Source organism: Mycobacterium sp. 1245111.1 (genome assembly GCF_001673405.1).
Lineage (GTDB): Bacteria > Actinomycetota > Actinomycetes > Mycobacteriales > Mycobacteriaceae > Mycobacterium.
In genome coordinates this window covers 18,871-41,637 of sequence record NZ_LZLV01000155.1, presented here as the reverse complement: position 1 = coordinate 41,637, position 22,767 = coordinate 18,871, and the positions used below count along the sequence as shown (strand labels likewise).

Sequence of the window (22,767 nt, the reverse complement as noted above, 5' to 3'; positions counted from 1 at the left end):
CTCGACTTCCAAGCTAACAACCGGTGGGTTGGTTGACTACATGGGCCAATGGCTGCCCGTCGCGAAGTCGACGGCAGTTGGCGACGGCCTCGACCAGATAACGCCGCATGGTGTCTGCCGTGTACCAGGTGACGTGCGGCGTGAGCACCACGTTGTCCAGCCCGAGCAGCGGGTTGTCCGGCGGTACCGGTTCGACGCCGAAGACGTCCAGTCCGGCCGCGGCCAACCGGCCGTCGCGCAGCCCATCGGCCAGCGCGACCTCGTCGACGATCGCACCCCGCGATGTGTTGACCAATACCGCACCGGGTTTCATGCCGGCCAGCGCGGCCCGGTCGATCAGCCCGGCGGTGTCGTCCGTCAGCGGCAGGTGCAGCGAGACGATGTCGCTGGCGGCCAGCAGTTCCGGCAGCGGTCGCCAGCCCGCTAGCCCGTCGTCGCCGGTGCTGGTGTGCAACACCGTGGCGCCCATCGCCGCGACGATGGTCTCGACCTGTTTGGCGATGTTTCCATAGCCGATCAGCCCGACGGTGCAGCCGCCGATGTCGCGGACGGTCTCGCCCAGCTCCGGATCCGACGGCCAACCGCGGCCGTCGCGGGTGGCGCGATCGAGCGCCGGCAGGCGACGCAGGGCGGCCAGCATCAGCAGCACGGTGCCCTCGGCGACCGACGGCGCATTGGCCCCGGGCATGTTTGCCACCGCGATGCCGTGCTTGGTGGCCGCATCGACGTCGATGGTGTTTACCCCGGCCCCGAATTTGTGCACCAGACGGGCGCGGGTGGCGCGAGCCACGTCGCTCTCGGAAAGAGGCCGCAGCACATGCCAGATCACGTCGGCCTCGGGTAACTCGCGGTAAAACGTCTCGTCGTCGTCACACCAACGAATGTCGAGCCAATCAGCCTCCGGCGCAAGGAAATTCAGCACCTTCGGACCGGGAACGAAGTGAGCGAGTACCCTCAGCGCCACCTTTTGGCAATCCATTTGGCAATCGTGTCAGCTTGCTCGCTGCGCGCACCAGGCGTGGTGAAATAGTGGTCGGTGTTGATCGAGCACTGGGATTTGTCGGTGCTGCCCAGCGCATCGTAGATGCGCTGGGCGTCCGATGGGAAGACGCCGGTGTCGGCGTCGGCGTTGATCACCAGCGCCGGACATTTGATCCGGGCCAGATGCGGCTCCGCCCGGGTCTGGGCGGTGCGCAGGCTCCACATCGCCAGCCAGCTGCGCAACGTGCAGGCCGCGGCGATGCCGTGCGCCGACCGGTTGGCCTTGACGGGCAACCCGGCGTAACACATGTTGGGCTGACGCTGAGTCGGCTCGATCGTCGGGTCGACCATACGCGGATCGGCCCACGTCCTCATCACGGTGAACGGTCGATCCGAAAAGCCCGCGGCCCGAACCCGTTTCAGCTCGGTCTCGACCCAGTCGGTGATCGCATGGTTGCGCGCAACCTGCGCCGAGCGGTAGCGCGTCAGGAAGTCCGGCGAGTAAGGCGGTCCGTTGCGTTCGTCGAACAGATCCAGGTCGGGGTCGGTGGCGACCGGATCGTTCTCGTCGACCACTGCGCCGTCCATCCAGGCGGTCAGCACATCGGGGCGGCCGGGGTGGGCCGCGCTGGTCACATAGCCGTCGCCCGGCAGCAGCTCGGTCAGCCCGGCCGCGGGCCGCATGCCGGGCACCGGCGTCACATGTGGGTCGCTGGCCTGCGCCTGGTAGGCGGCCATCAACGAGCCGCCGCCGGAATTGCCAAGCAGCACAATCTTTTCCACGGCCTGGACATCACGCAGCCAGCGCACCCCGACGCCGATGTCGACCAGCGCATGATCCAGCAGGAAGCTGCTCTCGAATCCGCGGAAGCGGGTGTTCCACCCGAGGAATCCGATGCCGCGGGTGGCCAGGTAGTCGGCAAGGTAGTGCTCGGAAAAGTCGATCTGGTAGTGGGCGGCGATCACCGCAACCTTCGGTTTCCGTCCGACCCCGCGGTAGTACAGCCCTTGGCAGGGGTGCCCGCCCGCGCCGGCACGTCGGCCGGTCGGCGACGGCAGACCGATGAATTCGCGGACGACTCCGGGGGTGCCGGCGGTACGAGTCACCTCAGTGGCCCTCCTTGTGGTAGATCGCTCGATAAAAAATGTTGGCCAGTGTCGCAATACAGGCGTCCTCGTCGGGCTTACCGATCGCGGTCAGTTGCAGATGGCAGAACTGGTTGAGCATCGCGACGATCGCCACCGCGACAAGCTGCGGGTCGTCGCCCGCGCAGTAGCCGTCGGTCTGGGCGCGCCGCACCGTCTCGGTGATGAACGAGATCGGGAGGGTACAAACTTCAGCCCAATACTGGGCGAAGTCGTCGTTCACCATCGCCAGCTGCGACATGCTGATTATCTCCGCCAGCAGATGCTTGTAGGTACGCCAGTGCGCGGCCGCGAACTGATACGTACGCTCCCGCGTCGAGAGGCCGTGCTGGGTAACCGACTCCACGGCCTCGCCCAGTTCGTCGCGGAACCGCAGCGCCCACTCGCGGACCATCGCCTCTTTGGAGTCGTAGTAGTTGTAGAACGACGCCGTCGATCGGCCCGCCTCGGCGGCGATATCGGCGACGGTGGTGGTCAAGATGCCCTTGCGGATGATCACCGTCCGCGCGGCGGTATCGATGGCGGCCTGGGTTTTGCGGCCGCGATTCGTCGGCAGCGGCGCGCGACCCGGCGGTAAGTCCGAAACGGTAGACACCGACGGGCCTCCTTGGTCACCATGGGATTCAGTCGACCCCGCGAACAGCGCATTCCCTGAAACAGAGGTGAATCTGATGTTAGGTTCAGATCCTGATCTCCGCCATGGAACGGGAGCCCGGAGATGATCAAGCCGCACAACCGCAACGCCGAATTCGAACTCGGCGGCATCAACCACGTCGCGCTGGTGTGTTCGGACATGGCCCGCACCGTGGACTTCTACAGCAACGTCCTCGGGATGCCGCTGATCAAGTCGCTGGACCTGCCGGGCGGGGCCGGCCAGCACTTCTTCTTCGACGCCGGCAACGGTGACTGCGTCGCGTTCTTCTGGTTCGCCGATGCGCCCGACCGGGTTCCGGGTCTCTCGTCGCCTGCCGCCATTCCGGGGATCGGCGAAATCACCAGCGCCGTCAGCACGATGAACCATCTCGCGTTTCACGTGCCGGCCGAGCAGTTCGACGCCTATCGTCAGCGGCTCAAGGACAAGGGCGTGCGGGTGGGGCCGGTGCTCAACCATGACGAGAGCGAGCGTCAGGTCGCTGCCACCCTGCATCCCGGGGTCTACGTGCGCTCGTTCTACTTCCAGGATCCCGACGGGATCACGCTCGAATTCGCCTGCTGGGTCAAGGAATTCACTGCGGCCGATACCAAGGCTGTGCCCAAGACGTCGGCTGATCGCCGCGTCCCGGCCGCTCACTAGCGGCATCAATCGCGGTACAGGCCCGGATCGGCGAGCCCGTCGAGCAGCGACGCGAGGTGGTCGACCAACTGCTCCGGGTCGAGGCGGACATCGCCGGTCAACCAGGCGCCAATCGTCTGACCCACCCCGCCGACCACGAAATGCGCGGCGGCCTTGATCCGGTCGTTCTCGGGCACGCGCAGCGCGTTCTCGACGTGTTTGCCGGACAGCATGGCGAACAGCGCGCTGGATTCGACCCGCTTGCGTACCACCACCGCGTTGGCCAGGTGCGCGCTGAACAGCAGCCGCCCGATGCGAGGATCGCCGCCGATGGTGCGGACGACGTTGGCCATACCGGCCCGGTTCTGCTCCTCTAGTGGGGCGGCGGCGACCGCGGCCTGCGTGGTGGCGGCCAGTTCGGCGATCACCCAGTCGAACACCGCGGCGACGAATTCGTCTTTGTCGGTGAAGCTTTCGTAGAAGTAGCGAGCCGCCACGCCGGCCCGCCGGCAGATGGCCCGCACGGTCAACTCCGCCGAATCGTCGCTGCCGAGCAGGTCGAGTCCGGCCTCCAGCAGCCGGGCTCGGCGCCCGGCCAGCCGCGCGGCGGCATCGACGCCGCGGTACGGCCGCGCGTTCGTCGTCGGGGCAGGAGTCACGGACCCCATCTTGACACCGGTACACGCCGGCGGGCAATATCAGGAATCACACGTTCTCACAATTTGCGGGCAGGGTGGGCGATGACGGTCAGCGAACCAATCAGGCATGTCGAGCGTGCGGTCAGTTCGCCGCCGATCAGCCGACCGCGGCGCACACCTCGACTCGACGACACCTTGATGGGCATGGCGTTGCTGCTCGGCCCGGCCAACGTGATCATGCAGCTGGCCAGGCCCGGTGTCGGCTACGGGGTGGTGGAGAGCCGGGTGGACAGCGGCCGTGTCGATCTGCACCCGATCAAGCGGGCCCGCACCACGTTCACCTATCTCGCGGTCGCGATGGCCGGCACCGACGCCCAGAAGGAGGCGTTTCGGCGCGCGGTGAATCAGGCTCACGCGCAGGTGTATTCGACTCCCGACAGCCCGGTGCAATACAACGCTTTCGACGTCGACCTGCAGCTTTGGGTGGCGGCCTGCCTCTACAAGGGCGGGGTCGATTTCTACCGGATGTTCATCGGCGAGATGGACGATGAGGACGCCGACCGGCACTACAAGGAGGCGGTCGTTCTCGGCTCGACGTTGCAAGTGCCGCCGGAGATGTGGCCCGCGGACCGCGCCGCGTTTGACCGTTACTGGAACGACCAACTCGACAAGGTCCACATCGACGACGCCGTCCGCGACTACCTGTATCCGATTGCGGTGGGCCGGATCCAGAAGCTGCGGCTGCCCGATGTGATACGCCGCCAACCGGAGAAGCTCAATCTGCTGTTGACCGCCGGCTTTCTGCCGCAGCGGTTTCGCGACGAGATGCAATTCGCCTGGGACGACCGCACACAGCGCCGCTTCGACCGGCTGATCGCCACCCTGCGCACGCTCAACAACGCTATGCCGCAGTTTGTCCGGCGGTTCCCGTTCAACCTTTTGCTGTGGGACCTGGATCGCCGGATCAAAGCCGGCCGTCCCTTGGTATAGCCGGTTCAGCCGACCCGGTACTGCTCGGCGTCGCTGTACTTGAACGCGATACCCAACCCGGGCCGATCCAGGTCGGGCCGCAAGGCCCCGCCGTCGGGCGACAGGGCGCCGTCGAAAAGCATGTGCTCGATACGGTGATGATCGTGGAAGTACTCGAGGTGACGCAGATTGGGCACCGCTGCGGCGACGTGCGCGTGCAGGTTCGGCGCGCAGTGGCCCGAGACATCGACACCGTATGAGGCGGCCACGGCCGCGGCACGAACCCAGTCGGTGATGCCGCCGCAGCGGGTGACATCGATCTGCAGGCAGTCGACAGCCTCGGCGGCCAGCATCCGGTTGAAATAGGCGAGGTCATAACCGTATTCGCCCGCCGCCACGTCTGGGCTCACCTGATCACGCACCTCGCGCAGCCCGGCGAGATCGTCCGACGAGACGGGCTCCTCGAACCACGTGACGTCGTGCTCCGCCATCGCACGCGCGACGCGGACGGCCTGTTTACGCCGGTAGCCACCGTTGGCGTCGACATAAAGTTCGGTGTCGGGGCCGATCACCTTGCGCGCGAGCGCGATTCGGCTCAGGTCGCGATGCTCGTTGGCCCCCCAGGACTCGCCGATCTTGATCTTCACCCGGGGGATCTGCCACGTGTCGACCCACCGTTCGAGTTGGCCGCGGGTCTGATGCTCGTCGTAGGTGGTGAAGCCGCCGCTGCCGTAGATCGGCACAGCATCGCGCGCCATCCCGAGCAGTCGGCACACGGGCATGTCCAGCAACTTGGCCTTGAGGTCCCACAGCGCGGTGTCGACCGCCGAGATCGCGCAGGACGCCAGGCCCGGCCGACCGTTGTTGCGGATCGCCTTGACCATGGATTGCCAAGCGCCGGTGATATCGAGCGCGCGATGTCCTTTCACGGCGCCGGCTAGCGATCCGGCGATCACTTCGCGGCAGGCGCCCGAGACGTAGGTGTAGCCGATCCCCGTCTGGCCACCGGCCGTCACCTCGGCGACGACCAGCGTCGTCGACGTCCAGGCGAATGTGCCGTCGGCTTCCGGCGCGTCGGTCGGGATCGTGTAGACCTGGGCGGCGAGGTCGTCGATGCAGGGGTCGTCTGACATCGGGACCTCCTAGGTGCCCAGGCCGTCACGCAACGCCCGCGGCAGCGTGTATTGGCTGACTGCCACGGCGGCCTGATGGCGGAAGCGGACCAAGAGGTTGAGCAGTTGGCTGGACTCGGACGGGGACGCGACCGCGGGAGTACGTCGGGCCTGTGCCGTTCCGGCGGCGGCGAAGAGTCCGGCGAGCGCCGCGCTGATCAGCGTCAGGCGCCGCGAGCTTCGGTCGACGACGGACCACACAATCATCGAGATCGCGTGCACAAGATCGACCTCGGCGCCCAGCGCCACGCTGACGGCGTCGGGCCGAATGTCGGTCACCGCCGCCTGCGTCAGCAGTCGGGCCCCCAGCACGCGGGTCAGCCTTCGCTCCCGTTTGCTGGCCCGGTCACCGGATACCCTGTGCAACAGCGAGTTTGGAGCTACGAGCAGCAGCAGCCCATAAACGGTACGCGCGAGTGCGGTCATCGCGCCCGCCCGAATGTTTCGCGGACCGCGAGCAGAGCGCCCAGTCCGAGGCCAGCCGCGCCGACGGCCGATGTGACTGGGTGGTGGGAGAACCACAGCTGCGGGCTGTGGCCGTGGGACTCGTCGTCGAAGCCACCGTGGGCCCCGTGGTCACTGCCGGGTTCGTCGTCGACCGGCTGCCAAAGGTTCTGTGGCTGTTGGCCATTCACCCGCTGATCGGTCTGCTGAGACTCGTAGCCGGTGCGGCCCAGATACCGGTCCAGCAGCGGCGCGACGAACTTTTGCGCGACGAGGGTAACCACCGTGCTCTCGCCGACCCAATACTGTTTGCGCTCAGGATGATCGGCGGCATACAGCACGCCGCGCGCCGCGACCTCGGGCTGGTAGATCGGTGGTACCGGCTGGGGATGCCGGGGGAGGCGGGACAGGACCCAGGAGAACTGCGGCGTGTTGACCGCCGGCATCTGCACGAGGGTGATCCGCACTTGCGAATGCTCGTGCAGCAGCTCGCAGCGCACCGATTCGGTGAACCCGTTGACGGCGTGTTTGGCGCCGCAGTAGGCAGACTGCAACGGGATGGAACGTTGGCTGAGCGCGGAGCCGACCTGCACGATGGTCCCCCGGTCGCGAGGGCGCATTTTCGCCAGCGCCGCCATGGTGCCGTGCACATACCCGAGGTAGGACACCTCGGTCACCCGCTTGAATTCCTCGGCTGTGATCTCGGCGAACGGCGCGAAAACTGAGGTGAACGCGACGTTGACCCACACATCGATCGGGCCGAAGGCTGCCTCGGTTTCGTCGGCGGCGGCTGCCACGGCCGAGTAGTCGGCCACGTCGGTGGGAATGGTCAGCGGCTTACCGCCGCCGGCCTCCACGTCGCGGGCCGCGCCGTCGAGCCCGGCCCCGCCGCGGGCGAGCAGCGCGACGTTGGCGCCCCGCTGCCCGAACTCCTTCGCGGTGGCGCGGCCGATGCCGGCGCTGGCCCCGGTGATCACCACGGTCTGTGTCATTGCAGACTGCCTTTCCTCGAAGTGGCTGTAGTCAGTTGTGGTGGACTCCGTCGGTTGCGAGCGTGGCTGTGCACTCCAACATCAACGCGTGTGTGAACGCCTGGGGCAGGTTTCCGCGCAGCTGGCGCTGCCGGACGTCGTATTCCTCGCAGAACAGTCCGGGCGGCCCGCACGCGGCGCGGTTGCGTTCGAACCAGCGCATCGCGCAATTGGCATGGCCCAGTTGATGTTCGGCCAATGCCATCATGAACCCGCAGAGCAGGAAGGCGCCTTCGGCCTCGCCGAGCGCGCGTTCGTCGTGCCGGAAGCGGTAAACGAAGCTGTCCTCGCTGAGCTGGTGGCGGACGGCGTCCAACGTGGCCCGGGTACGGGGGTCGTCGGCCGGCACGGCCCCGCGCACGGGCGCCAGCAGCAGCGACGCGTCGACCTCGGGAAGTCGCGGGCTGCGCTGCCAGTAGCCGTCACGTGGATGCAGGCTGCTGGCCGCGGTGTCGGCGAGGATCGTGTCGGCCAGCGACAGCCAGGCGCTGGCGTCGGCGCCCCCACCGGTGACCTTGGCAATGGTGCGCAGCCCGGCCACACACGCGAGGCGCGACTGAGTCCAGTTTTCGTTGTCGATTTCCCAGATCCCCGCATCCGGCTCCTGCCAACGCTTTTCGATCGCGGCGATGGCAGCTCGCGCGGCTCGCCAGCCTTCGGTGTCGAGCCGGTCGGCCTCGGCGGCGCGGGCCAGCAACTGCAGAGCCGCGCCGAAGACGTCGAGCTGAAACTGTTGGTTGACCCAGTTGCCTATCCTGTCGCTTCCGCCCGGGTAGCCGGGCAGCTCGAGCGTTTGCTCACTGGGCACGCTGCGGCCGGCGACGGTGTACGCGGGTTTGAGGTCCGGGCCGTCTTCGAGCAGTCGGGCACCAACGAACTCGACTGCGCGGTCCAGGAGTTCGGGTGCTTCGACGGTTGCCGCGGCGATACCGGCGTAGACCTGGTCACGGATCCAGGCGTAGCGGTAGTCGTAGTTCTGGTTGGCGTGCGCGCGTTCGGGCAGGCTCGTCGTGGCGGCGGCGACCATGCCACCGCCGCTGCTGGTCAGGCCGCGCAGCACCGCGTAGGAGTGCCTGGCGTCGTGGCGGGCGATCACGCAATCGAGGTCGGGCACGCTGCGCTGCCACGCGTCCTCTGTTGCGGCCCAGGCGATGTGGGGGTCTGGGAGCTCGTCGGAAAGTCTGGCCTCGGATAGCTCCAGCACCAAATCGTGGTGCTCGCCCTCGGCGACGGTGAGATCACACGCCAGCAGCGCCTTGCCGTCGTGCGGTCCTTTCGCGTTTCGCGCGTCGCAGCCTCCCTGCCAGCGCCAGTGCAACCGTCCCGACTTCCCGGCCCAGACGCCGTCGTGGACGCTCATCCGGCCGGGGCCGCGCGCGCCGAACTCCGCGCTCGGCTGCAGCAGCACCCGCACACGAGCGGTCCCGCGGCAGCCGGTCACGCGGCGCAACAGCACCACCCGGTCCACATTGCCGGGAAAGCTCAACGCCTCACGACATTCCACGATGCCGTCGCGGGTGATCCAGCGATTGCGCCAGATCAGGGTGCCCGTCTCGTAATATCCGCCCCAGACATGACGCACGTCGGCCGGCGTAACGGCGTAAATTCCCCCGCCGCCAATGAGATTGGAGAAGACGGCGGCGGAATCCCATCGCGGCGCGCACATCCACGCAATGTCGCCCTGGGGACCGATCAGGGCGCCACGCTCGCCGTCAGCCAGTAGCGCGTATTCCCGCAGCACCCGAGGCGAGAACGTCGCCTCGATGTCGATTCTGCGGTCAGGCACGCGCCCCTACCTTCGCGGGCCGCGCGCTGACCGTGCCGCTGGCCAACCGTTCGGCGAGACGGGACGCCAACGCCATGATGGTCAACGCCGGGTTGGCCGAGCCCTGAGTCGGGCAGACCGAGCCGTCGGCCACGAACAGATTCGGCACACCCCACACCCGGTGATCGCGGTCGACCACCGAGTTGTCGGGGCTGGTGCCCATCCGAGCGCCGCCGATCAGGTGGGCGAACCGCTGTATCGTCAGCACATCCTGGGCGTCGGCCGCGTGCAGGATGTCACTGAGCACGTGGTCGGAATAGGCCATGTTGGCTTTGTCGTTGTCGCACAACGTGTAGTCGAAACGGGCCACCGGGAGCCCGTACGGGTCGGTCTCCTCGGCGAGGGTCACTCGGTTGTCCGGTAGCGGCAACAGTTCGTTGAGCACGCCGATCGTCGCCCAGTGGTTGTAGTCGCGCATGTACTCGCGCATCGCCCGACCCCAATGTCCCTCGGCGAGAACATGTTCGGCCCAGCCGATCGGCATCGGGGATACGGTTTGGACGGAGAAGCCACGGGCAAAGCCGCGGGACGCATCTGTTTCGTAGAACTGTTCGGAGGACACCTCCGGCGGCGGTGCCTTGTACATCCGCACTTCTTCGGACCACCGGCCCGCCGACTGGCTGGCACCCTGCACCATCACATACCGGCCCACCTGATCGTCGTTGTTGCCTAGTCCGTTGGGGAAGCGATTGCTGGCCGAGTTCAACAGCAGTCGCGGCGTCTCGATCGAATAGCCGGCCACGGCAACGACTTTGGCGTGTTGCAGCCGCTCAGTGCCACCAGCCTCGTCGTAGTACACCACCCCGCGGGCGAGGCCGCTCTCGTCCAACTCGACGCGGGCAGCCATGCAATTGGCTCGTACCTCGACGTCGTGAGCCAGCGCATCGGGTAGATGCGTGACATAGGGGCTGGCCTTCGCGTTGACTTTGCAGCCCTGCAGGCAGTAGCCGCGGTAGATGCAGTGCGGCCGGTTACCGAACGTACCGTTGACGATCCCGACGGGTCCGACCCGCATCTCGATGCCCAGCTTTTGCGCCCCGCGCCACAGCTTGGCAGCAGCACCTGAAATAGGATGGGGGGCAAACGAATACCGGTGCGGGTAGCCCCATGGCCAGTTCTGGCCGGCCACGGGTAGCTCGAGTTCGATCTGCTCGTAGTGCGGGCGCAGGTCCTCGTATTCGATCGGCCAATCCGCCCCCACGCCGTCGAGGGTTTTGGTCTGGAAGTCGCTGGGATGAAACCGAGGGGTGTACCCGGCGAAATGCACCATGGATCCGCCGACGCCACGACCGGAGTTGTTCTTGCCCAACTCGATCGGGTCGTCGCCGCCGAGGATGCGCTTCTGTGTCCAGTACAGGCCGTGCGAGCCGGCCTCGTCGGAGACCCAGTCTTCGTCGGGGTGCCAGAACGGGCCGGCCTCGAGGATGACGATGCGCCAGCCCGCGCGGGCCAGCCGTTGCGCCAAGACCGAGCCACCGGCGCCGGCCCCGACGATCACCATGTCGACCTCGTCGTCATCGCCGTAGCGGCGCATCGTTTTTTCGCCCGGCAGATCGCGGGAATGCACGTCGAGCAGGTAGCGGGAGTCGTTGTCCTTGGGCCCGACCGCGCCTTTGAGCAGGCCCCGCCACAGATCGCCCATCAGAGTTCACCGCCCTCGACGACGCGGACCGGATCTTCGTCGGTGGCGCCGGGCATCTCGTAAGGTTCGCGCGCGGCGTCCGACCCGGTCGCGCCGCCCAGCCGCATGAATCCGCGCGGGTAGGCGGGACCACCGAAGCCGATCTCGTTCCAGGCCCACGGGTGGGAATAGAAACCGGACAACGCCCCCCGCATGCACACCGACCAGGCGCGCTTGACGTTGAGCCGCTCCCACGTGCCGCCGCTCAACTGACCCTGAGCGAACTGGCCGATGATCTCTTCGCGGGTGCCGACGTCGGCCGCGGCGAACGAAGCCTTGGCGTAGCGCTCGGACGCGGTCTCGTCGAGGGCCTGCAACACCATGCGCCAGGTGTCACGGTCATCGGGCATGTCGGCGTACTGGTAGCCGTCGAGCCGACCGTCGGCGAGCTTCGAGTCGACGGCTTCTGCCACCGGCACCCGCGGTTCGGTGTCCTGGGCAAGCACGGTGTCACAGAACGCTCGCAGGCACGGCTCCTCGCCTGCGGTGAAGAACCGCAACGGACCGGGCTGTTCCAGTCGCGCGAGAACGACCTTTCTGGTGGCGTCGTCCCATGTGTCGGCCGTTTCCAGGACGTCGAAATCGGGGTAGCGGCCGATCATCTGCGGGGTGGTGCCGCGGCGCTGCCTGGGCAGCCAGGACGGATGGGGAGGCTTGCCGTCCGGGCGCAGGTTCGGCAGGTGGTCGGGACGTGACGTGTCGGCCATCGGGGTTATCGCCGAAACTTCTCGCGCCGCAGGACCGCCGCCAGCAGCCCCATGCCGCCCACCATGCACATCAACCCCGGCGCCGCGATCGGCGGGCCCATCGGCACGTTGTAGGACGCGTTCTTCCAACCACCCGGCTTGCGGGCGACTCCGCGAGCGTGGAAATACTCGCCCATCAGACCGTTGATCGTGTAGACGCCGGCGGTGATGGGCAGCCACCGCTTGGCCCACCGCCGGGAGAAAACGCCGCCGATGCCGGCGACGACCACCGGCGGCGTCACCACCACCGGACTCCACATCCATTTGTTGCCGAAGCTGGCCTTGTAGTGCTCGAAGTAGATCTCCGCGGTCGTGACGACGGCCGCCATCGCCGTCAGCCCCGCCAGGGAGCGTTCGAACCGACCGTGCGCGACGTCGTAGAGGGCACGCTCTGCCAGCTGCTTGGGTTCACCTGGATGCCGTCCGACGTTGTCTAGCAATAACATTGGCAATTCTCCCCTCTAGTTCCGCTCTGCTGTGGGACGGCGCAGGGCAGAAATCGCGTTCGGCGTCTGCAAGCCATGCAGGCGGCATGGGTTTGCTGAGGACGGGTTAGCTGCGTGTTCAACTAGGTGGTCCGGTCGCGCGCGTGCACGCGTGCGAACTGCACCCCGGGGCCGTACCCGCAAAACTGACCCGACAAACCCTGAATCCTGCGACGGCGCTGCGGATCTCGTTGTCAACCGGTTGATAGTGCGGGCGGCATCATGCCCAGCGCTCCCGTGGCCTCGGCGTCGGCGCAATTATGAAAACTTCCCGCTTGCTAGCTGTGAAGTGGATGGCAAATGAGTAGCGCCGGCCATTGCGGGTAATACCGCCATGGTGCGGTTCTCGGAAGCCGCCGACTTGGCCGCTGCGCAGCACAGGCGTAGGGCGGTTGAGTCCGCTTGGGAAACCGTCGCACGCGTCAAGAAGCGGCGATTCGGCAACACGATCGTCTGAGCAGAAAGGGAAGCCATGTCGAAGCAAGAGGTCGCCGACTACTTACTCGAGCGGCTACGAGCTTGGGACGTCGAGCAGGTCTTCGGCTATCCCGGCGACGGCATCAACGGAATTTTGGCCGCGTTCGGACGCGCCGAGAACAAGCCGAAGTTCATCCAGTCGCGGCACGAGGAAATGAGTGCCTTCGAGGCGGTGGGATACGCGAAATTCTCGGGTCGGGTGGGAGTCTGTATGGCGACGTCCGGCCCGGGCGCGATCCACCTGCTCAACGGTCTCTACGACGCCAAACTCGACCACGTACCGGTGGTGGCGATCGTCGGGCAGACCAATCGCAGCGCAATGGGTGGGTCGTACCAGCAAGAGGTCGACCTGATGAGCCTATTCAAGGATGTCGCCAGCGACTATGTCCAAATGGTCACTGTCCCAGAGCAATTGCCCAACGTGTTGGACCGCGCGATCCGGGTGGCGTTGACCCAACGTGTCCCGACGGCGCTGATCATTCCCTCCGACGTTCAGGAGTTGCCGTATTCGCCACCGACTCACGCGTTCAAGATGGTGCCGTCCAGTCTTGGCATCGAGTGGCCGGCCATTGATCCCGACGACGACGCCATCTCTCGCGCCGCCGCCCTTCTCAACGAGGGCAAAAAGGTCGCGATGCTGGTGGGTACCGGGGCGCGCGGGGCTGCCGACGAGCTCGCCGAGGTTGCCGACTTGCTCGGAGCGGGCGCAGCGAAAGCCCTACTGGGTAAGGACGTGCTTTCGGACGAATTGCCTTGGGTGACAGGCTCTATCGGGTTGCTGGGAACCCGGCCCAGCTACGAGATGATGCGCGGGTGTGACACTCTGCTGACCGTGGGCTCGAGCTTCCCCTATACCCAGTTCATTCCGGAGTTCGGCCAGTGCAAATCGGTGCAGATCGACGTCGACGGCAGGTTCATCGGGATGCGCTACCCGTACGACATCAACCTCGTGGCCGACGCCAAATCCGCGTTACGCGCGCTCATCCCGCTGCTTCGACGCAAGGAGGACAGGTCGTGGCGCGAGGGGATCGAGAAGAACGTGGCCCGGTGGTGGGAGACCATGGACAAGGAGGCGATGGTGGCGACCGAGCAGGTCAACCCGTTGCGGTTGTTCTCCGAGCTGTCGCCGCAGCTGCCCGAAAACGCCATCGTCACAGCCGATTCCGGCTCGGCAGCCAACTGGTACGCCCGCAATCTACGCTTCCGTGGCGAGATCCGCGGTTCGCTGTCCGGCACCCTGGCGACCATGGGCCCCGGCGTCCCCTACGGCATCGGGGCCAAGTTCGCCCATCCGGACCGTCCGGTGATCGTCTTCGCCGGGGACGGCGCCATGCAGATGAACGGGATGGCCGAGCTGATCACGATCAAGCGGTACTGGCGCGAGTGGGACGACCCGCGGCTGATTATCGCGATCTTGCACAACAACGACCTCAACCAGGTCACCTGGGAGATGCGCGCGATGGCCGGTGCGCCGAAGTTCGCGGAATCGCAGAACCTGCCCGATGTCGACTTTGCGGCATTCGCGGCGGGCCTCGGGCTCAACGCCTCGTCGGTCAAGGATCCCGAGGAGCTCGCGGACGTGTGGCGTGACGCGCTGTCGGCCGACCGGCCGACCGTTTTGGACGTCTACACCGATCCCGACATGCCGCCGATTCCGCCGCATGCCACCTGGGACCAGTTCAAGGCGGCGACCACGGCCGTGCTGGCCGGCGACGAGGACCGGGTGGGCTTCGTCAAGACCGGCCTGAAAACCAAGGCGCAGGAGTTCTTGCCGCACAAGAAGAACTGAACCCAATACCCCCTACCCGATCGGGGTCTTGTATCTACGACACGACGTCGTATTGAATGCCGTCGTGGCCGGATCGGACGACACCAGTGCGCTGTTGAGCGGGCGTAGGGCCGACCTGTCCTCGCACCGGACGCCGGGACAGCCACAGCGCGATCAAGACGTGAGAACCCGATGGCGTACAGTTCTCCGTTAATGACACTCATTTTCATTAAGCTGGTCGGGTGGCGACGGAATGTAGACATTTGTCTCCGCGCGGCCAAAAGGCGCTGCCAGAGTTCGGACACGCGGTTTGACGTGCAGCGCTTGCGCTTTGGCGGCGGAGTGATCCAGACCGGCCGTCCAGCGAAGACGTGCGTCTCGACACCCAGCTTATGCAATGCTAACTTCGCCCGAAGTTAGCTTAGGCAACACTACGTCTGAAGGGGAGACTGAGGCGTGGAAATCGCTGACACCGGCGGTGTCGCCACCCGGCCGGCGACGGTCAGGGTGGACGACGACATAACGAGTCGCTTCGCGACCTGCTGCCGCGCGCTCGGGCTCACCATCTATGACCGCACGCGCCCGGCGGATCTGGCCGCAGCGCGGTCCGGCTTCACCGGTCTGGTTCGCATCGCGCACGACCAGGCCGACGCATGGATCGGACTGGCCGCCGCGGGTGACACGTCTTTGTCTGTGCTGGAAGCGATTTCGCACAACTCCGCCACAGCGGGTGTGCTGCGGCGCCAGGTTGAACTCCCGGACGGCGCGTTGGGCTTCCTCTACGACACTGGTCTCTACCTCAAGTTCCGCGCGACCGAGCCGGACGATTTCCACCTCGCCTATGCCGCGGCGCTCGCCGGCGACGGCCGGTTTGCTGCGGCCCACCAACTGGCCAGTGATGTCAGCCGGCGTCGACCAAGCTCACGGGAGGCCCGCTGGGTGATGTCGACGATCCACTACCGCGCCGAGCGCTGGGCTGACGTGGTGAAACTGCTATCGCCGATCGTCAACGACGCCAACCTGGAGCCAAACTTCGCGCACGCCGTCAAGATCGCCCTCGGGATTTCGTTGGCGCGGCTTGGCATGTTTGCTGCGGCGCTGTCCTACCTCGAAGAGCCGGACGGCCCGGTCGCCGTGGCCGCGGTCGACGGGGCGTTGGCCCGGGGGCTGTCGTTGCGGGCCGACGGCGACGAGGACACCGCGCGCGAGGTCCTGCAGGACCTGTACGCCGCCAACCCGGAGAACGCTCAAGTCGAAGAGGCCTTGACCGATTCCAGCTTCGGGATCGTGCCCACCACCGCGGACCGCATCGCCGCGCGCATCGATCCCTGGGACGTCACCACCGAGCCCAAGCCCGGCGACTTCGTCGACCCCGGTGCGCAGGAGCGCAAAGCCGTCCTGCTGTCTGAGGCCGAGCGCGAACTCGACGAGTTCATCGGCCTGGAGAAGGTCAAGGATCAGGTCGCGCGGCTCAAGAGCGCGGTGGCGATGGAGTTGGTCCGTAAGGAGCGCGGGCTGGAGGTGGCGCAGCGCACCCACCACCTGGTCTTCACCGGCCCGCCCGGGACCGGCAAGACGACAATCGCGCGTGTCGTCGCGAAAATCTATTGCGGCCTTGGGCTTTTGAAGAAAGAAAACATCAAAGAGGTTCATCGTGCCGACCTGATCGGCCAGCACATTGGTGAGACCGAAGCCAAGACCAACGCGATCATCGACAGCGCGCTGGACGGCGTGCTCTTCCTCGATGAGGCTTACGCGCTGGTCGCCACCGGCGCCAAGAACGACTTCGGCTTGGTGGCCATCGACACGTTGCTGGCACGGATGGAGAACGACCGTGACCGGTTGGTGGTGATCATCGCGGGTTACCGCGCCGACCTCGACCGCTTCCTGGACACCAACCAGGGTCTGCGGTCGCGGTTTACCCGCACCATCGACTTCCCGTCCTACCAGCCGGCCGAGCTGATCGAGATTGCCAACTTCATGGCCACCCGGCGCGACAGCGCCTTCGAGAAGGCGGCACTCGACGATCTGGAATCCCTGTTCGCCCACCTGGCCAACACCACCAAGGCCGATTCGGCAGGCGTCGAGCGCCGCGGACTCGACATCGCCGGCAACGGACGATTCGTTCGTAACGTCGTCGAAAAGTCGGAAGAGGAACGGGAATTCCGGTTGGACCACTCCGAACACGCACAGACCGGTGAATTCACCGACGAGGAGCTCATGACGATCACCGCCGCCGACGTGGCCAACACCGTGCCGCCGTTGCTCGAGGGTCTGCGGCTGGAGATGCCGGCATGACCGACCCATCCGACGATCGGCGCACGTTCGCGTCGCGCACCCCCGTCAACGACAACCCGGACAGCGTTGCCTACCGACGCGGCTTCGTGACTCGTCACCAGGTGACCGGTTGGCGATTTGTCATGCGCCGCATCGCTTCTGGTGTGGCACTGCACGATACGCGGATGCTGGTCGACCCGCTGCGCACTCAGACGCGCGCGGTCCTGATGGGCGTCGTCGTGTTGGTCACCACATTGGTGGGATGCTTCGTGTTCTCGCTGATCCGGCCGAACGGGTCGGCGGCCAACAACGCGATATTGGCGGACCGGTCCACGGCCGCGCTGTACGTGCGGGTCGGCGATCAACTGCATCCGGTGTTGAACTTGGCGTCGGCCCGGCTGATCGCCGGTAAGCCGGCCAACCCGACGATGGTGAAAAGTACCGAGCTGGACAAGTTTCCGCTCGGCAACCTGATCGGTATCCCGGGCGCGCCCGAGCGGATGGTGCAGAACACCCGCAAGGACGCCGACTGGACGGTGTGCGACGCCGTGGGAGGGACGGCGCCCGGTGTCACGGTGATCGCCGGAGTTCCGGACAGTTCGGGTGCCCGGGCGGCGGCGGTCGACGCGGGCAAGGCCATTCTGGTCAGCAATCCGTCCAGTGCATGGCTGCTGTGGGATGGCCGGCGCAGCCGGATCGACCTTGCAGACCACGCGGTGACCAGCGCGCTGGGCTTCGGCGCCGACGTGCACACGCCACGTCCGATCGCCGCCGGGTTGTTCAACGCGATTCCCGAGTCGCCGCCGCTGGCCGCCCCCGCGATCCCCGATGCCGGCAGCCCGGCCAAGTTCCCGGTGCCCGCACCCATTGGTGGTGTCGTGGAATCACATGGGCTGGAGAGCAATTCAGCCAACTACTACGCGGTACTGCCCGACGGTCTGCAGCAGGTTTCACCGGTGCTGGCCGCAATCCTACGCAACGCCAACTCCTATGGCCTGGACCAGCCGCCGCGCCTGAGCGCCGACAAGGTGGCCAAGCTGCCGGTATCCCGGCAACTGGACACCAGCCGCTACCCCGAGCAGCGCGTCAGTCTGCTCGATGCCGCCCACGACCCGGTGGCGTGTGCGCACTGGAGCAAAGCCTCCGGTGCCAGCACGAATTCGCTGACGCTGCTGGCCGGTTCGGCGCTGCCGATTCCTGACTCGGTGCACACCGAGGACCTGGTCGGTGCGGGCGCGGGTGGAACCGCCAGCCGCGTCGCGATGGCCCCCGGCACCGGGTACTTCGCCCAGACCGTCGGTCAGAGCGCTGCCTCGCCGGCGGCCGGGTCGCTGTTCTGGATCTCCGACACCGGCGTGCGCTACGGCATCGACAACGAAGCCGGAGTCACCGGAAACGCGAAAACCGCTGATGCGCTTGGGCTAACCGCGCCGGCGACGCCGATCCCGTGGTCGGTGCTGTCGTTGTACGCGCCGGGTCCGACGCTGTCGCGAGCCGACGCGCTGATCGCGCACGACGGACTGGCGCCCGACTCCCGACCTGGCCGTACCTCTGCCGAAGGGCAAAACCGATGAGCCGCTTGATCTTCGAGGCACGCCGCCGGCTGCCCTCGCCGGTGACCCGTAAGGGCAGCATCAGCATCGAAGCACCCCCGGAACTGCCGCGGGTGATCCCGCCGTCGTTGTTGCGCCGCGCGCTGCCGGTGGTGATCGTGCTGCTGATCGTCGGGATGATCGTCGCGATGGTCGCCACCGGGATGCGGCTCATCTCTCCGCAGACGTTGTTCTTCCCGTTCGTGCTGCTGCTGGCCGCCACCGCGTTCTTCCGTGGGGGCGATAACAAGTCGCGCACCGAGGAAGTCGACGCCGAGCGCGCGGACTATCTGCGCTACCTGTCGGTGGTCCGGGACAACATCCGGGCGCAGGCCGCCGCGCAACGCGCCGCCGCGCAGTGGTCGCACCCGGATCCGGCCGAGCTGGCGGCGATTCCTGGCTCGCGACGGCAGTGGGAGCGTGACCCGCAGGACGGCGACTTCCTGGTGGTGCGCGCCGGCGTGCACTCCGCGGCCTTGGACACCGCGCTGCGGGTCAACGACACCGCGGACGAGGTCGACCTGGAACCCGTGTCGCACAGTGCATTACGCAGCCTGCTGGACACCCAGCGCACGGTTCACGACGTTCCGACCGGTATCGACCTGACGAAGCTGTCGCGCATTACCGTGCTCGGCGAAGAAGACGAGGTCCGCGGTGCGCTGCGGGCCTGGGTCGCCCAGGCGGTGACCTGGCATGATCCGACGGTGCTGGGCGTCGCGGTCGCCACACCGGACCTGGAATCGCCGGACTGGTCATGGCTGAAATGGTTGCCGCACGTCGACATCCCGGCCGAAGCCGACGGTGTGGGCCCGGCGCGCTATCTGTCGACCAAGCCCGACGAGCTGGTCGCGCTGTTGGGGACCACGTTGTCCGACCGCCCGGCATTCGCGAATGGGTCGGCAGATGCGTTGCGGCACTTGCTGATCATCGTCGACGACCCTGACTTCGACCTGGCCGCCTCGCCGTTGGCCGCCGGTCGGGCAGGGGTCACGGTGGTGTACCGATCGACCACCGCTCCGCACCGCGAACAGTATTCCGATCCTGAGCGGCCGATCCTGCGAATCGCCGACGGCGCGATCGAACGCTGGCAGACCGGCGGCTGGCAGGGCTACATCGACAGCGCCGACTCCCTCGGCGTCGACGACACCGTCCACGTCGCGCGTCGGCTGTCCCGCTGGGACTCCAACCCGACGCACAGCGGGCTGCAATCGACCGCCACCCGCGGCGCCACGTTCACGACGCTGCTGGGCATTCCGGACGCGTCCCAACTCGACGTCCCCACGCTGTGGGCGCCGCGGCACCGCGACGACGAGTTGAGGGTGCCGATCGGTGTGACGGCGACCGGCGAACCGCTGATGTTCGACCTCAAGGACGAAGCCGAGGGCGGCATGGGCCCGCACGGCTTGATGATCGGTATGACGGGTGCCGGTAAGTCGCAGACCCTCATGTCGATCTTGTTGTCGCTGTTGACAACTCACTCGGCAGACCGGCTCATCGTGATCTACGCCGACTTCAAGGGTGAGGCGGGCGCGGACATCTTCCGAAACTTCCCCCAGGTCGTCGCGGTGATTTCGAACATGGCCGAGAAGAAGTCGCTGGCCGACCGGTTCGCCGACACCCTGCGCGGCGAGGTCGCCCGCCGGGAAGTGATGCTGCGCGAAGCCGGCCGCAAGGTGCAGGGCAGCGCGTTCAACTCGGTGACCGAGTACGAGAACGCGATCGCTGCCGGGCACGACCTGCCGCCGATCCCGACGCTGTTCGTGGTCGCCGACGAGTTCACGTTGATGCTGGCCGACCACCCCGAATACGCGGAGCTGTTCGATTACGTTGCGCGCAAGGGCCGCTCGTTCCGGATCCACATCCTGTTCGCGTCACAGACGCTGGACGTGGGCAAGATCAAGGACATCGACAAGAACACCTCGTACCGGATCGGTCTGAAGGTTGCCAGCCCGGCGGTGTCGCGGTCGATCATCGGTGTGGAGGATGCTTACCACATCGAAGCGGGCAAGGAGCACAAGGGCGTCGGCTTCCTCGTACCTGCGCCCGGCGCCGCGCCGATCAAGTTCCGCAGCACCTATGTCGACGGCATCTACGACCCGCCGCAGACCCCGAAAACGCTTGTGGTGCATTCGGTTCCCGAACCCAAGCTTTTCACGGCGGGGCGGGTGGAACCCGACCAGACCACGATCATCGCCAAGAACGGACACGACGAACCGATCGCGCCGTCACGGAAGCTGATCGCCACCATCGGCGACCAGCTGGCCCGCTTCGGTCCTCGCGCACCCGAGCTGTGGCTGCCGCCGCTCGACGAGGTGATTCCGCTGAGCGCGGCCCTGGCCCGGGCGTCGGTGCCCCGTGGCGAACTGCGCTGGCCACTGGGTGAGATCGATCGGCCGTTCCAGATGCGCCGCGATTCGCTGGTGTTCGACGCCCGATCCTCGGCCGGCAACCTGCTGATCCACGGTGGTGCGAAGTCCGGTAAATCGACTGCGCTGCAGACGTTTATCCTGTCGGCGGCGAGTCTGCACTCGCCCCGCGAGGTGAGTTTCTACTGCCTGGACTACGGCGGCGGTCAGCTGCGGGCGCTCGAAGACCTGGCGCACGTCGGCAGCGTCGCGTCGTCGTTGGAGCCGGAACGCATCCGCCGCACCTTCGGCGAGCTCGAGCAGCTGCTGCGGTCACGTCAGCAGCGGGAAGTCTTCCGCGACAAACAAGGGCCGGACGACGGGCTGGGCCAGGTGTTCCTGGTCATCGACAACCTGTATGCGTTCAGCCGCGACAACACCGACCAGTTCAACACCCGAAACCCGTTGCTGGGCAAGGTGACCGAACTCGTCAACGTCGGGTTGGCCTACGGCATCCACGTGGTCGTCACGACGCCGAGCTGGCTCGAGGTGCCGTTGGCGATGCGCGACGGTCTGGGCATGCGGCTGGAGCTCAAGCTGCATGACGCGCGCGACAGCAATGTCCGGGTGGTCGGTGCGCTGCACCGTCCGGCCGAAAGTGTGCCTGCCGACCAGCCGGGGCGTGGTCTGACCATGGCCGCAGAGCACTTCCTGATCGCCGCTCCCGAACTGAAGCAGATGCCCGCGATCAATGCCCTGCATGAGGGGATCACCGCGCCGCCGGTGCGGTTGCTGCCCACCAACCTCGACCCCGCCGCGCTCGAACCGGTGTACGGGGGCGCCGACCGGATTGTCATCGGTCAACGTGAAGAGGACCTGGCCGCGGTGCAACTCGACTTCGCCCAGAACCCGTTGCTGATGGTGTTGGGTGACACCAGGACCGGCAAGACGACGTTGCTGCGGCACATCATTCGCACCATCCGCGACAACTCGACCCCGGACCAGGTCGCGTTCACCGTGCTGGACCGCCGGCTGCATCTGGTCGATGAGCCGTTGTTCCCGGACAACGAGTACACCGCGAACATCGACCGGGTTACACCGGCGATGCTCGGGCTGGCGGGACTCATCGAGAAGCGGCGGCCACCGGCAGGTCTGGACGCGTCGCAGCTGACCGGCTGGTCGTTCGAAGGCCACACCCACTACCTGATCATCGACGACGTCGACCAGATCCCGGACACTCCGGCGATGACGGGACCCTATGTGGGACAGCGTCCTTGGACCCCGTTGATCGGCCTGCTGGCGCAGGCCGGCGATCTCGGTCTGCGGGTGATCGTCACCGCGCGGGCCAGCGGTGCCGCGCATGCGCTGATGACCAGCCCGCTGCTGCGTCGCTTCAACGACCTGCAAGCCACCACGCTGATGCTGTCAGGTAACCCGGTGGACGGCGGGAAGATTCGCGGTCAGCGGTTCGACCGGCTGCCGGCCGGTCGGGCGATCCTGCTGACCGATAGCGACACCCCCACGTACGTGCAGTTGGTCAACCCGCTCGTCGACGAAAGTGTCGCCGCCGACGGCGGTCGGTGAGTTTCAACCAAAGGAGTAGTTGTCATGACACTGCGAGTTGTTCCCGAAGGTCTGGCGTCGGCCAGTGCCGCCGTCGAGGCGATCACGGCCCGGCTGGCGGCCGCACACGCGGGCGCCGCACCGGCCATCACGGCCGTGGTCCCCTCCGCTGCGGACCCGGTGTCGCTGCAGACCGCGGCCGGCTTCAGCGCTCAGGGCTCCGAGCACGCGGCAGTGGCCGCGGAAGGCGTCGAGGAACTCGGCCGCGCCGGTGTCGGTGTCGGTGAGTCCGGTGTGAGCTACACGGCGGGCGACGCCGCTGCCGCAACGACATACGGCGCCGGCCTGTAGCCG

Annotated in this window: 18 protein-coding genes; 7 read left to right on the top strand and 11 right to left on the bottom strand. The window is 66.7% G+C overall.

Annotated elements, in window-relative coordinates:
- Window positions 1-13 precede the first annotated feature (13 nt).
- Genes A5658_RS26380 through A5658_RS26370 form a run of 3 tightly spaced genes read right to left on the bottom strand, consistent with a single transcriptional unit; the run spans window position 14 to window position 2,722 of the window.
- The gene (locus A5658_RS26380) at window positions 14-979 is read right to left on the bottom strand and encodes a 2-hydroxyacid dehydrogenase (protein ID WP_197503231.1); all 966 of its coding nucleotides are present in this window, start codon (window positions 977-979) and stop codon (window positions 14-16) included.
- A complete protein-coding gene (locus A5658_RS26375; RefSeq protein WP_067342358.1) occupies window positions 955-2,088 on the bottom strand; it encodes an alpha/beta hydrolase in 1,134 nt (377 codons plus the stop codon). Before A5658_RS26375 ends, A5658_RS26380 begins: the two co-directional genes overlap by 25 nt.
- 1 nt (window position 2,089) lies before the next feature.
- A complete protein-coding gene (locus A5658_RS26370; protein ID WP_067342356.1) occupies window positions 2,090-2,722 on the bottom strand; it encodes a TetR/AcrR family transcriptional regulator in 633 nt (210 codons plus the stop codon).
- Window positions 2,723-2,845: 123 nt separating this feature from the next.
- Here A5658_RS26370 and A5658_RS26365 point away from each other — a divergent pair, with 123 nt between their 5' ends.
- Complete coding sequence (locus A5658_RS26365) at window positions 2,846-3,421, top strand: VOC family protein (RefSeq protein ID WP_067342354.1); 576 nt, start codon at window positions 2,846-2,848, stop codon at window positions 3,419-3,421.
- Window positions 3,422-3,426: 5 nt separating this feature from the next.
- Here the strand turns inward: A5658_RS26365 and A5658_RS26360 are convergent, their stop codons facing one another.
- Complete coding sequence (locus A5658_RS26360) at window positions 3,427-4,068, bottom strand: TetR/AcrR family transcriptional regulator (protein ID WP_067342352.1); 642 nt, start codon at window positions 4,066-4,068, stop codon at window positions 3,427-3,429.
- A 72-nt stretch (window positions 4,069-4,140) separates the two neighbouring features.
- Here A5658_RS26360 and A5658_RS26355 point away from each other — a divergent pair, with 72 nt between their 5' ends.
- Window positions 4,141-5,028: an oxygenase MpaB family protein gene (locus A5658_RS26355; RefSeq protein WP_067342350.1), complete on the top strand. Its 888-nt coding sequence runs from the start codon at window positions 4,141-4,143 to the stop codon at window positions 5,026-5,028.
- A 5-nt stretch (window positions 5,029-5,033) separates the two neighbouring features.
- Here the strand turns inward: A5658_RS26355 and A5658_RS26350 are convergent, their stop codons facing one another.
- Genes A5658_RS26350 through A5658_RS26320 form a run of 7 tightly spaced genes read right to left on the bottom strand, consistent with a single transcriptional unit; the run spans window position 5,034 to window position 12,352 of the window.
- Window positions 5,034-6,140 carry an enolase C-terminal domain-like protein gene (locus A5658_RS26350; RefSeq protein WP_067342348.1) on the bottom strand — a complete coding sequence of 369 codons (1,107 nt, stop codon included), beginning with the start codon at window positions 6,138-6,140 and terminating at the stop codon, window positions 5,034-5,036.
- Window positions 6,141-6,149: 9 nt separating this feature from the next.
- A complete protein-coding gene (locus tag A5658_RS26345) occupies window positions 6,150-6,605 on the bottom strand; it encodes a hypothetical protein (RefSeq protein WP_067342346.1) in 456 nt (151 codons plus the stop codon).
- Window positions 6,602-7,615: an SDR family oxidoreductase gene (locus A5658_RS26340; protein WP_067342345.1), complete on the bottom strand. Its 1,014-nt coding sequence runs from the start codon at window positions 7,613-7,615 to the stop codon at window positions 6,602-6,604. The genes A5658_RS26345 and A5658_RS26340 overlap by 4 nt, the downstream gene beginning before the upstream one ends.
- 31 nt (window positions 7,616-7,646) lie before the next feature.
- The gene (locus A5658_RS26335; RefSeq protein WP_067342343.1) at window positions 7,647-9,440 is read right to left on the bottom strand and encodes a glycoside hydrolase family 15 protein; all 1,794 of its coding nucleotides are present in this window, start codon (window positions 9,438-9,440) and stop codon (window positions 7,647-7,649) included.
- Window positions 9,433-11,121 carry a GMC family oxidoreductase gene (locus tag A5658_RS26330; RefSeq protein WP_067342340.1) on the bottom strand — a complete coding sequence of 563 codons (1,689 nt, stop codon included), beginning with the start codon at window positions 11,119-11,121 and terminating at the stop codon, window positions 9,433-9,435. Before A5658_RS26330 ends, A5658_RS26335 begins: the two co-directional genes overlap by 8 nt.
- Window positions 11,121-11,867, bottom strand: coding sequence for a gluconate 2-dehydrogenase subunit 3 family protein (locus tag A5658_RS26325; RefSeq protein WP_067342339.1), 747 nt, complete (start codon window positions 11,865-11,867; stop codon window positions 11,121-11,123). The genes A5658_RS26330 and A5658_RS26325 overlap by 1 nt, the downstream gene beginning before the upstream one ends.
- 5 nt (window positions 11,868-11,872) lie before the next feature.
- The gene (locus tag A5658_RS26320; RefSeq protein WP_067342337.1) at window positions 11,873-12,352 is read right to left on the bottom strand and encodes a hypothetical protein; all 480 of its coding nucleotides are present in this window, start codon (window positions 12,350-12,352) and stop codon (window positions 11,873-11,875) included.
- Window positions 12,353-12,863: 511 nt separating this feature from the next.
- On the opposite strand from A5658_RS26320, the gene A5658_RS26315 reads away from it, so the two are divergent.
- From A5658_RS26315 to A5658_RS26295, 5 genes are all read left to right on the top strand, one after another.
- Window positions 12,864-14,657, top strand: a complete 1,794-nt coding sequence (locus A5658_RS26315) for a thiamine pyrophosphate-requiring protein (protein WP_067342335.1) — start codon at window positions 12,864-12,866, stop codon at window positions 14,655-14,657.
- A 435-nt stretch (window positions 14,658-15,092) separates the two neighbouring features.
- Window positions 15,093-16,934, top strand: a complete 1,842-nt coding sequence (gene eccA, locus A5658_RS26310) for a type VII secretion AAA-ATPase EccA (RefSeq protein WP_067342333.1) — start codon at window positions 15,093-15,095, stop codon at window positions 16,932-16,934.
- Window positions 16,931-18,487, top strand: a complete 1,557-nt coding sequence (gene eccB, locus A5658_RS26305) for a type VII secretion protein EccB (RefSeq protein WP_067342331.1) — start codon at window positions 16,931-16,933, stop codon at window positions 18,485-18,487. The genes eccA and eccB overlap by 4 nt, the downstream gene beginning before the upstream one ends.
- Window positions 18,484-22,434, top strand: coding sequence for a type VII secretion protein EccCa (eccCa, locus tag A5658_RS26300; RefSeq protein WP_067342328.1), 3,951 nt, complete (start codon window positions 18,484-18,486; stop codon window positions 22,432-22,434). The genes eccB and eccCa overlap by 4 nt, the downstream gene beginning before the upstream one ends.
- A gap of 24 nt (window positions 22,435-22,458) precedes the next feature.
- Complete coding sequence (locus tag A5658_RS26295) at window positions 22,459-22,764, top strand: PE family protein (RefSeq protein ID WP_067342326.1); 306 nt, start codon at window positions 22,459-22,461, stop codon at window positions 22,762-22,764.
- Window positions 22,765-22,767 lie beyond the last annotated feature (3 nt).

What these genes read in the sequence shown, in the direction of transcription:
- A5658_RS26330 (WP_067342340.1), bottom strand. Translation starts at nt 11,121, where the DNA reads ATGGGCGATCTGTGGCGGGGCCTGCTCAAAGGCGCGGTCGGGCCCAAG.
- A5658_RS26350 (WP_067342348.1), bottom strand. Translation starts at nt 6,140, where the DNA reads ATGTCAGACGACCCCTGCATCGACGACCTCGCCGCCCAGGTCTACACG.
- A5658_RS26345 (WP_067342346.1), bottom strand. Translation starts at nt 6,605, where the DNA reads ATGACCGCACTCGCGCGTACCGTTTATGGGCTGCTGCTGCTCGTAGCT.
- eccB (WP_067342331.1), top strand. Translation starts at nt 16,931, where the DNA reads ATGACCGACCCATCCGACGATCGGCGCACGTTCGCGTCGCGCACCCCC.
- eccCa (WP_067342328.1), top strand. Translation starts at nt 18,484, where the DNA reads ATGAGCCGCTTGATCTTCGAGGCACGCCGCCGGCTGCCCTCGCCGGTG.
- A5658_RS26340 (WP_067342345.1), bottom strand. Translation starts at nt 7,615, where the DNA reads ATGACACAGACCGTGGTGATCACCGGGGCCAGCGCCGGCATCGGCCGC.
- A5658_RS26315 (WP_067342335.1), top strand. Translation starts at nt 12,864, where the DNA reads ATGTCGAAGCAAGAGGTCGCCGACTACTTACTCGAGCGGCTACGAGCT.
- A5658_RS26325 (WP_067342339.1), bottom strand. Translation starts at nt 11,867, where the DNA reads ATGGCCGACACGTCACGTCCCGACCACCTGCCGAACCTGCGCCCGGAC.
- A5658_RS26295 (WP_067342326.1), top strand. Translation starts at nt 22,459, where the DNA reads ATGACACTGCGAGTTGTTCCCGAAGGTCTGGCGTCGGCCAGTGCCGCC.
- A5658_RS26380 (WP_197503231.1), bottom strand. Translation starts at nt 979, where the DNA reads ATGGATTGCCAAAAGGTGGCGCTGAGGGTACTCGCTCACTTCGTTCCC.
- A5658_RS26360 (WP_067342352.1), bottom strand. Translation starts at nt 4,068, where the DNA reads ATGGGGTCCGTGACTCCTGCCCCGACGACGAACGCGCGGCCGTACCGC.
- A5658_RS26320 (WP_067342337.1), bottom strand. Translation starts at nt 12,352, where the DNA reads ATGTTATTGCTAGACAACGTCGGACGGCATCCAGGTGAACCCAAGCAG.
- A5658_RS26355 (WP_067342350.1), top strand. Translation starts at nt 4,141, where the DNA reads ATGACGGTCAGCGAACCAATCAGGCATGTCGAGCGTGCGGTCAGTTCG.
- A5658_RS26365 (WP_067342354.1), top strand. Translation starts at nt 2,846, where the DNA reads ATGATCAAGCCGCACAACCGCAACGCCGAATTCGAACTCGGCGGCATC.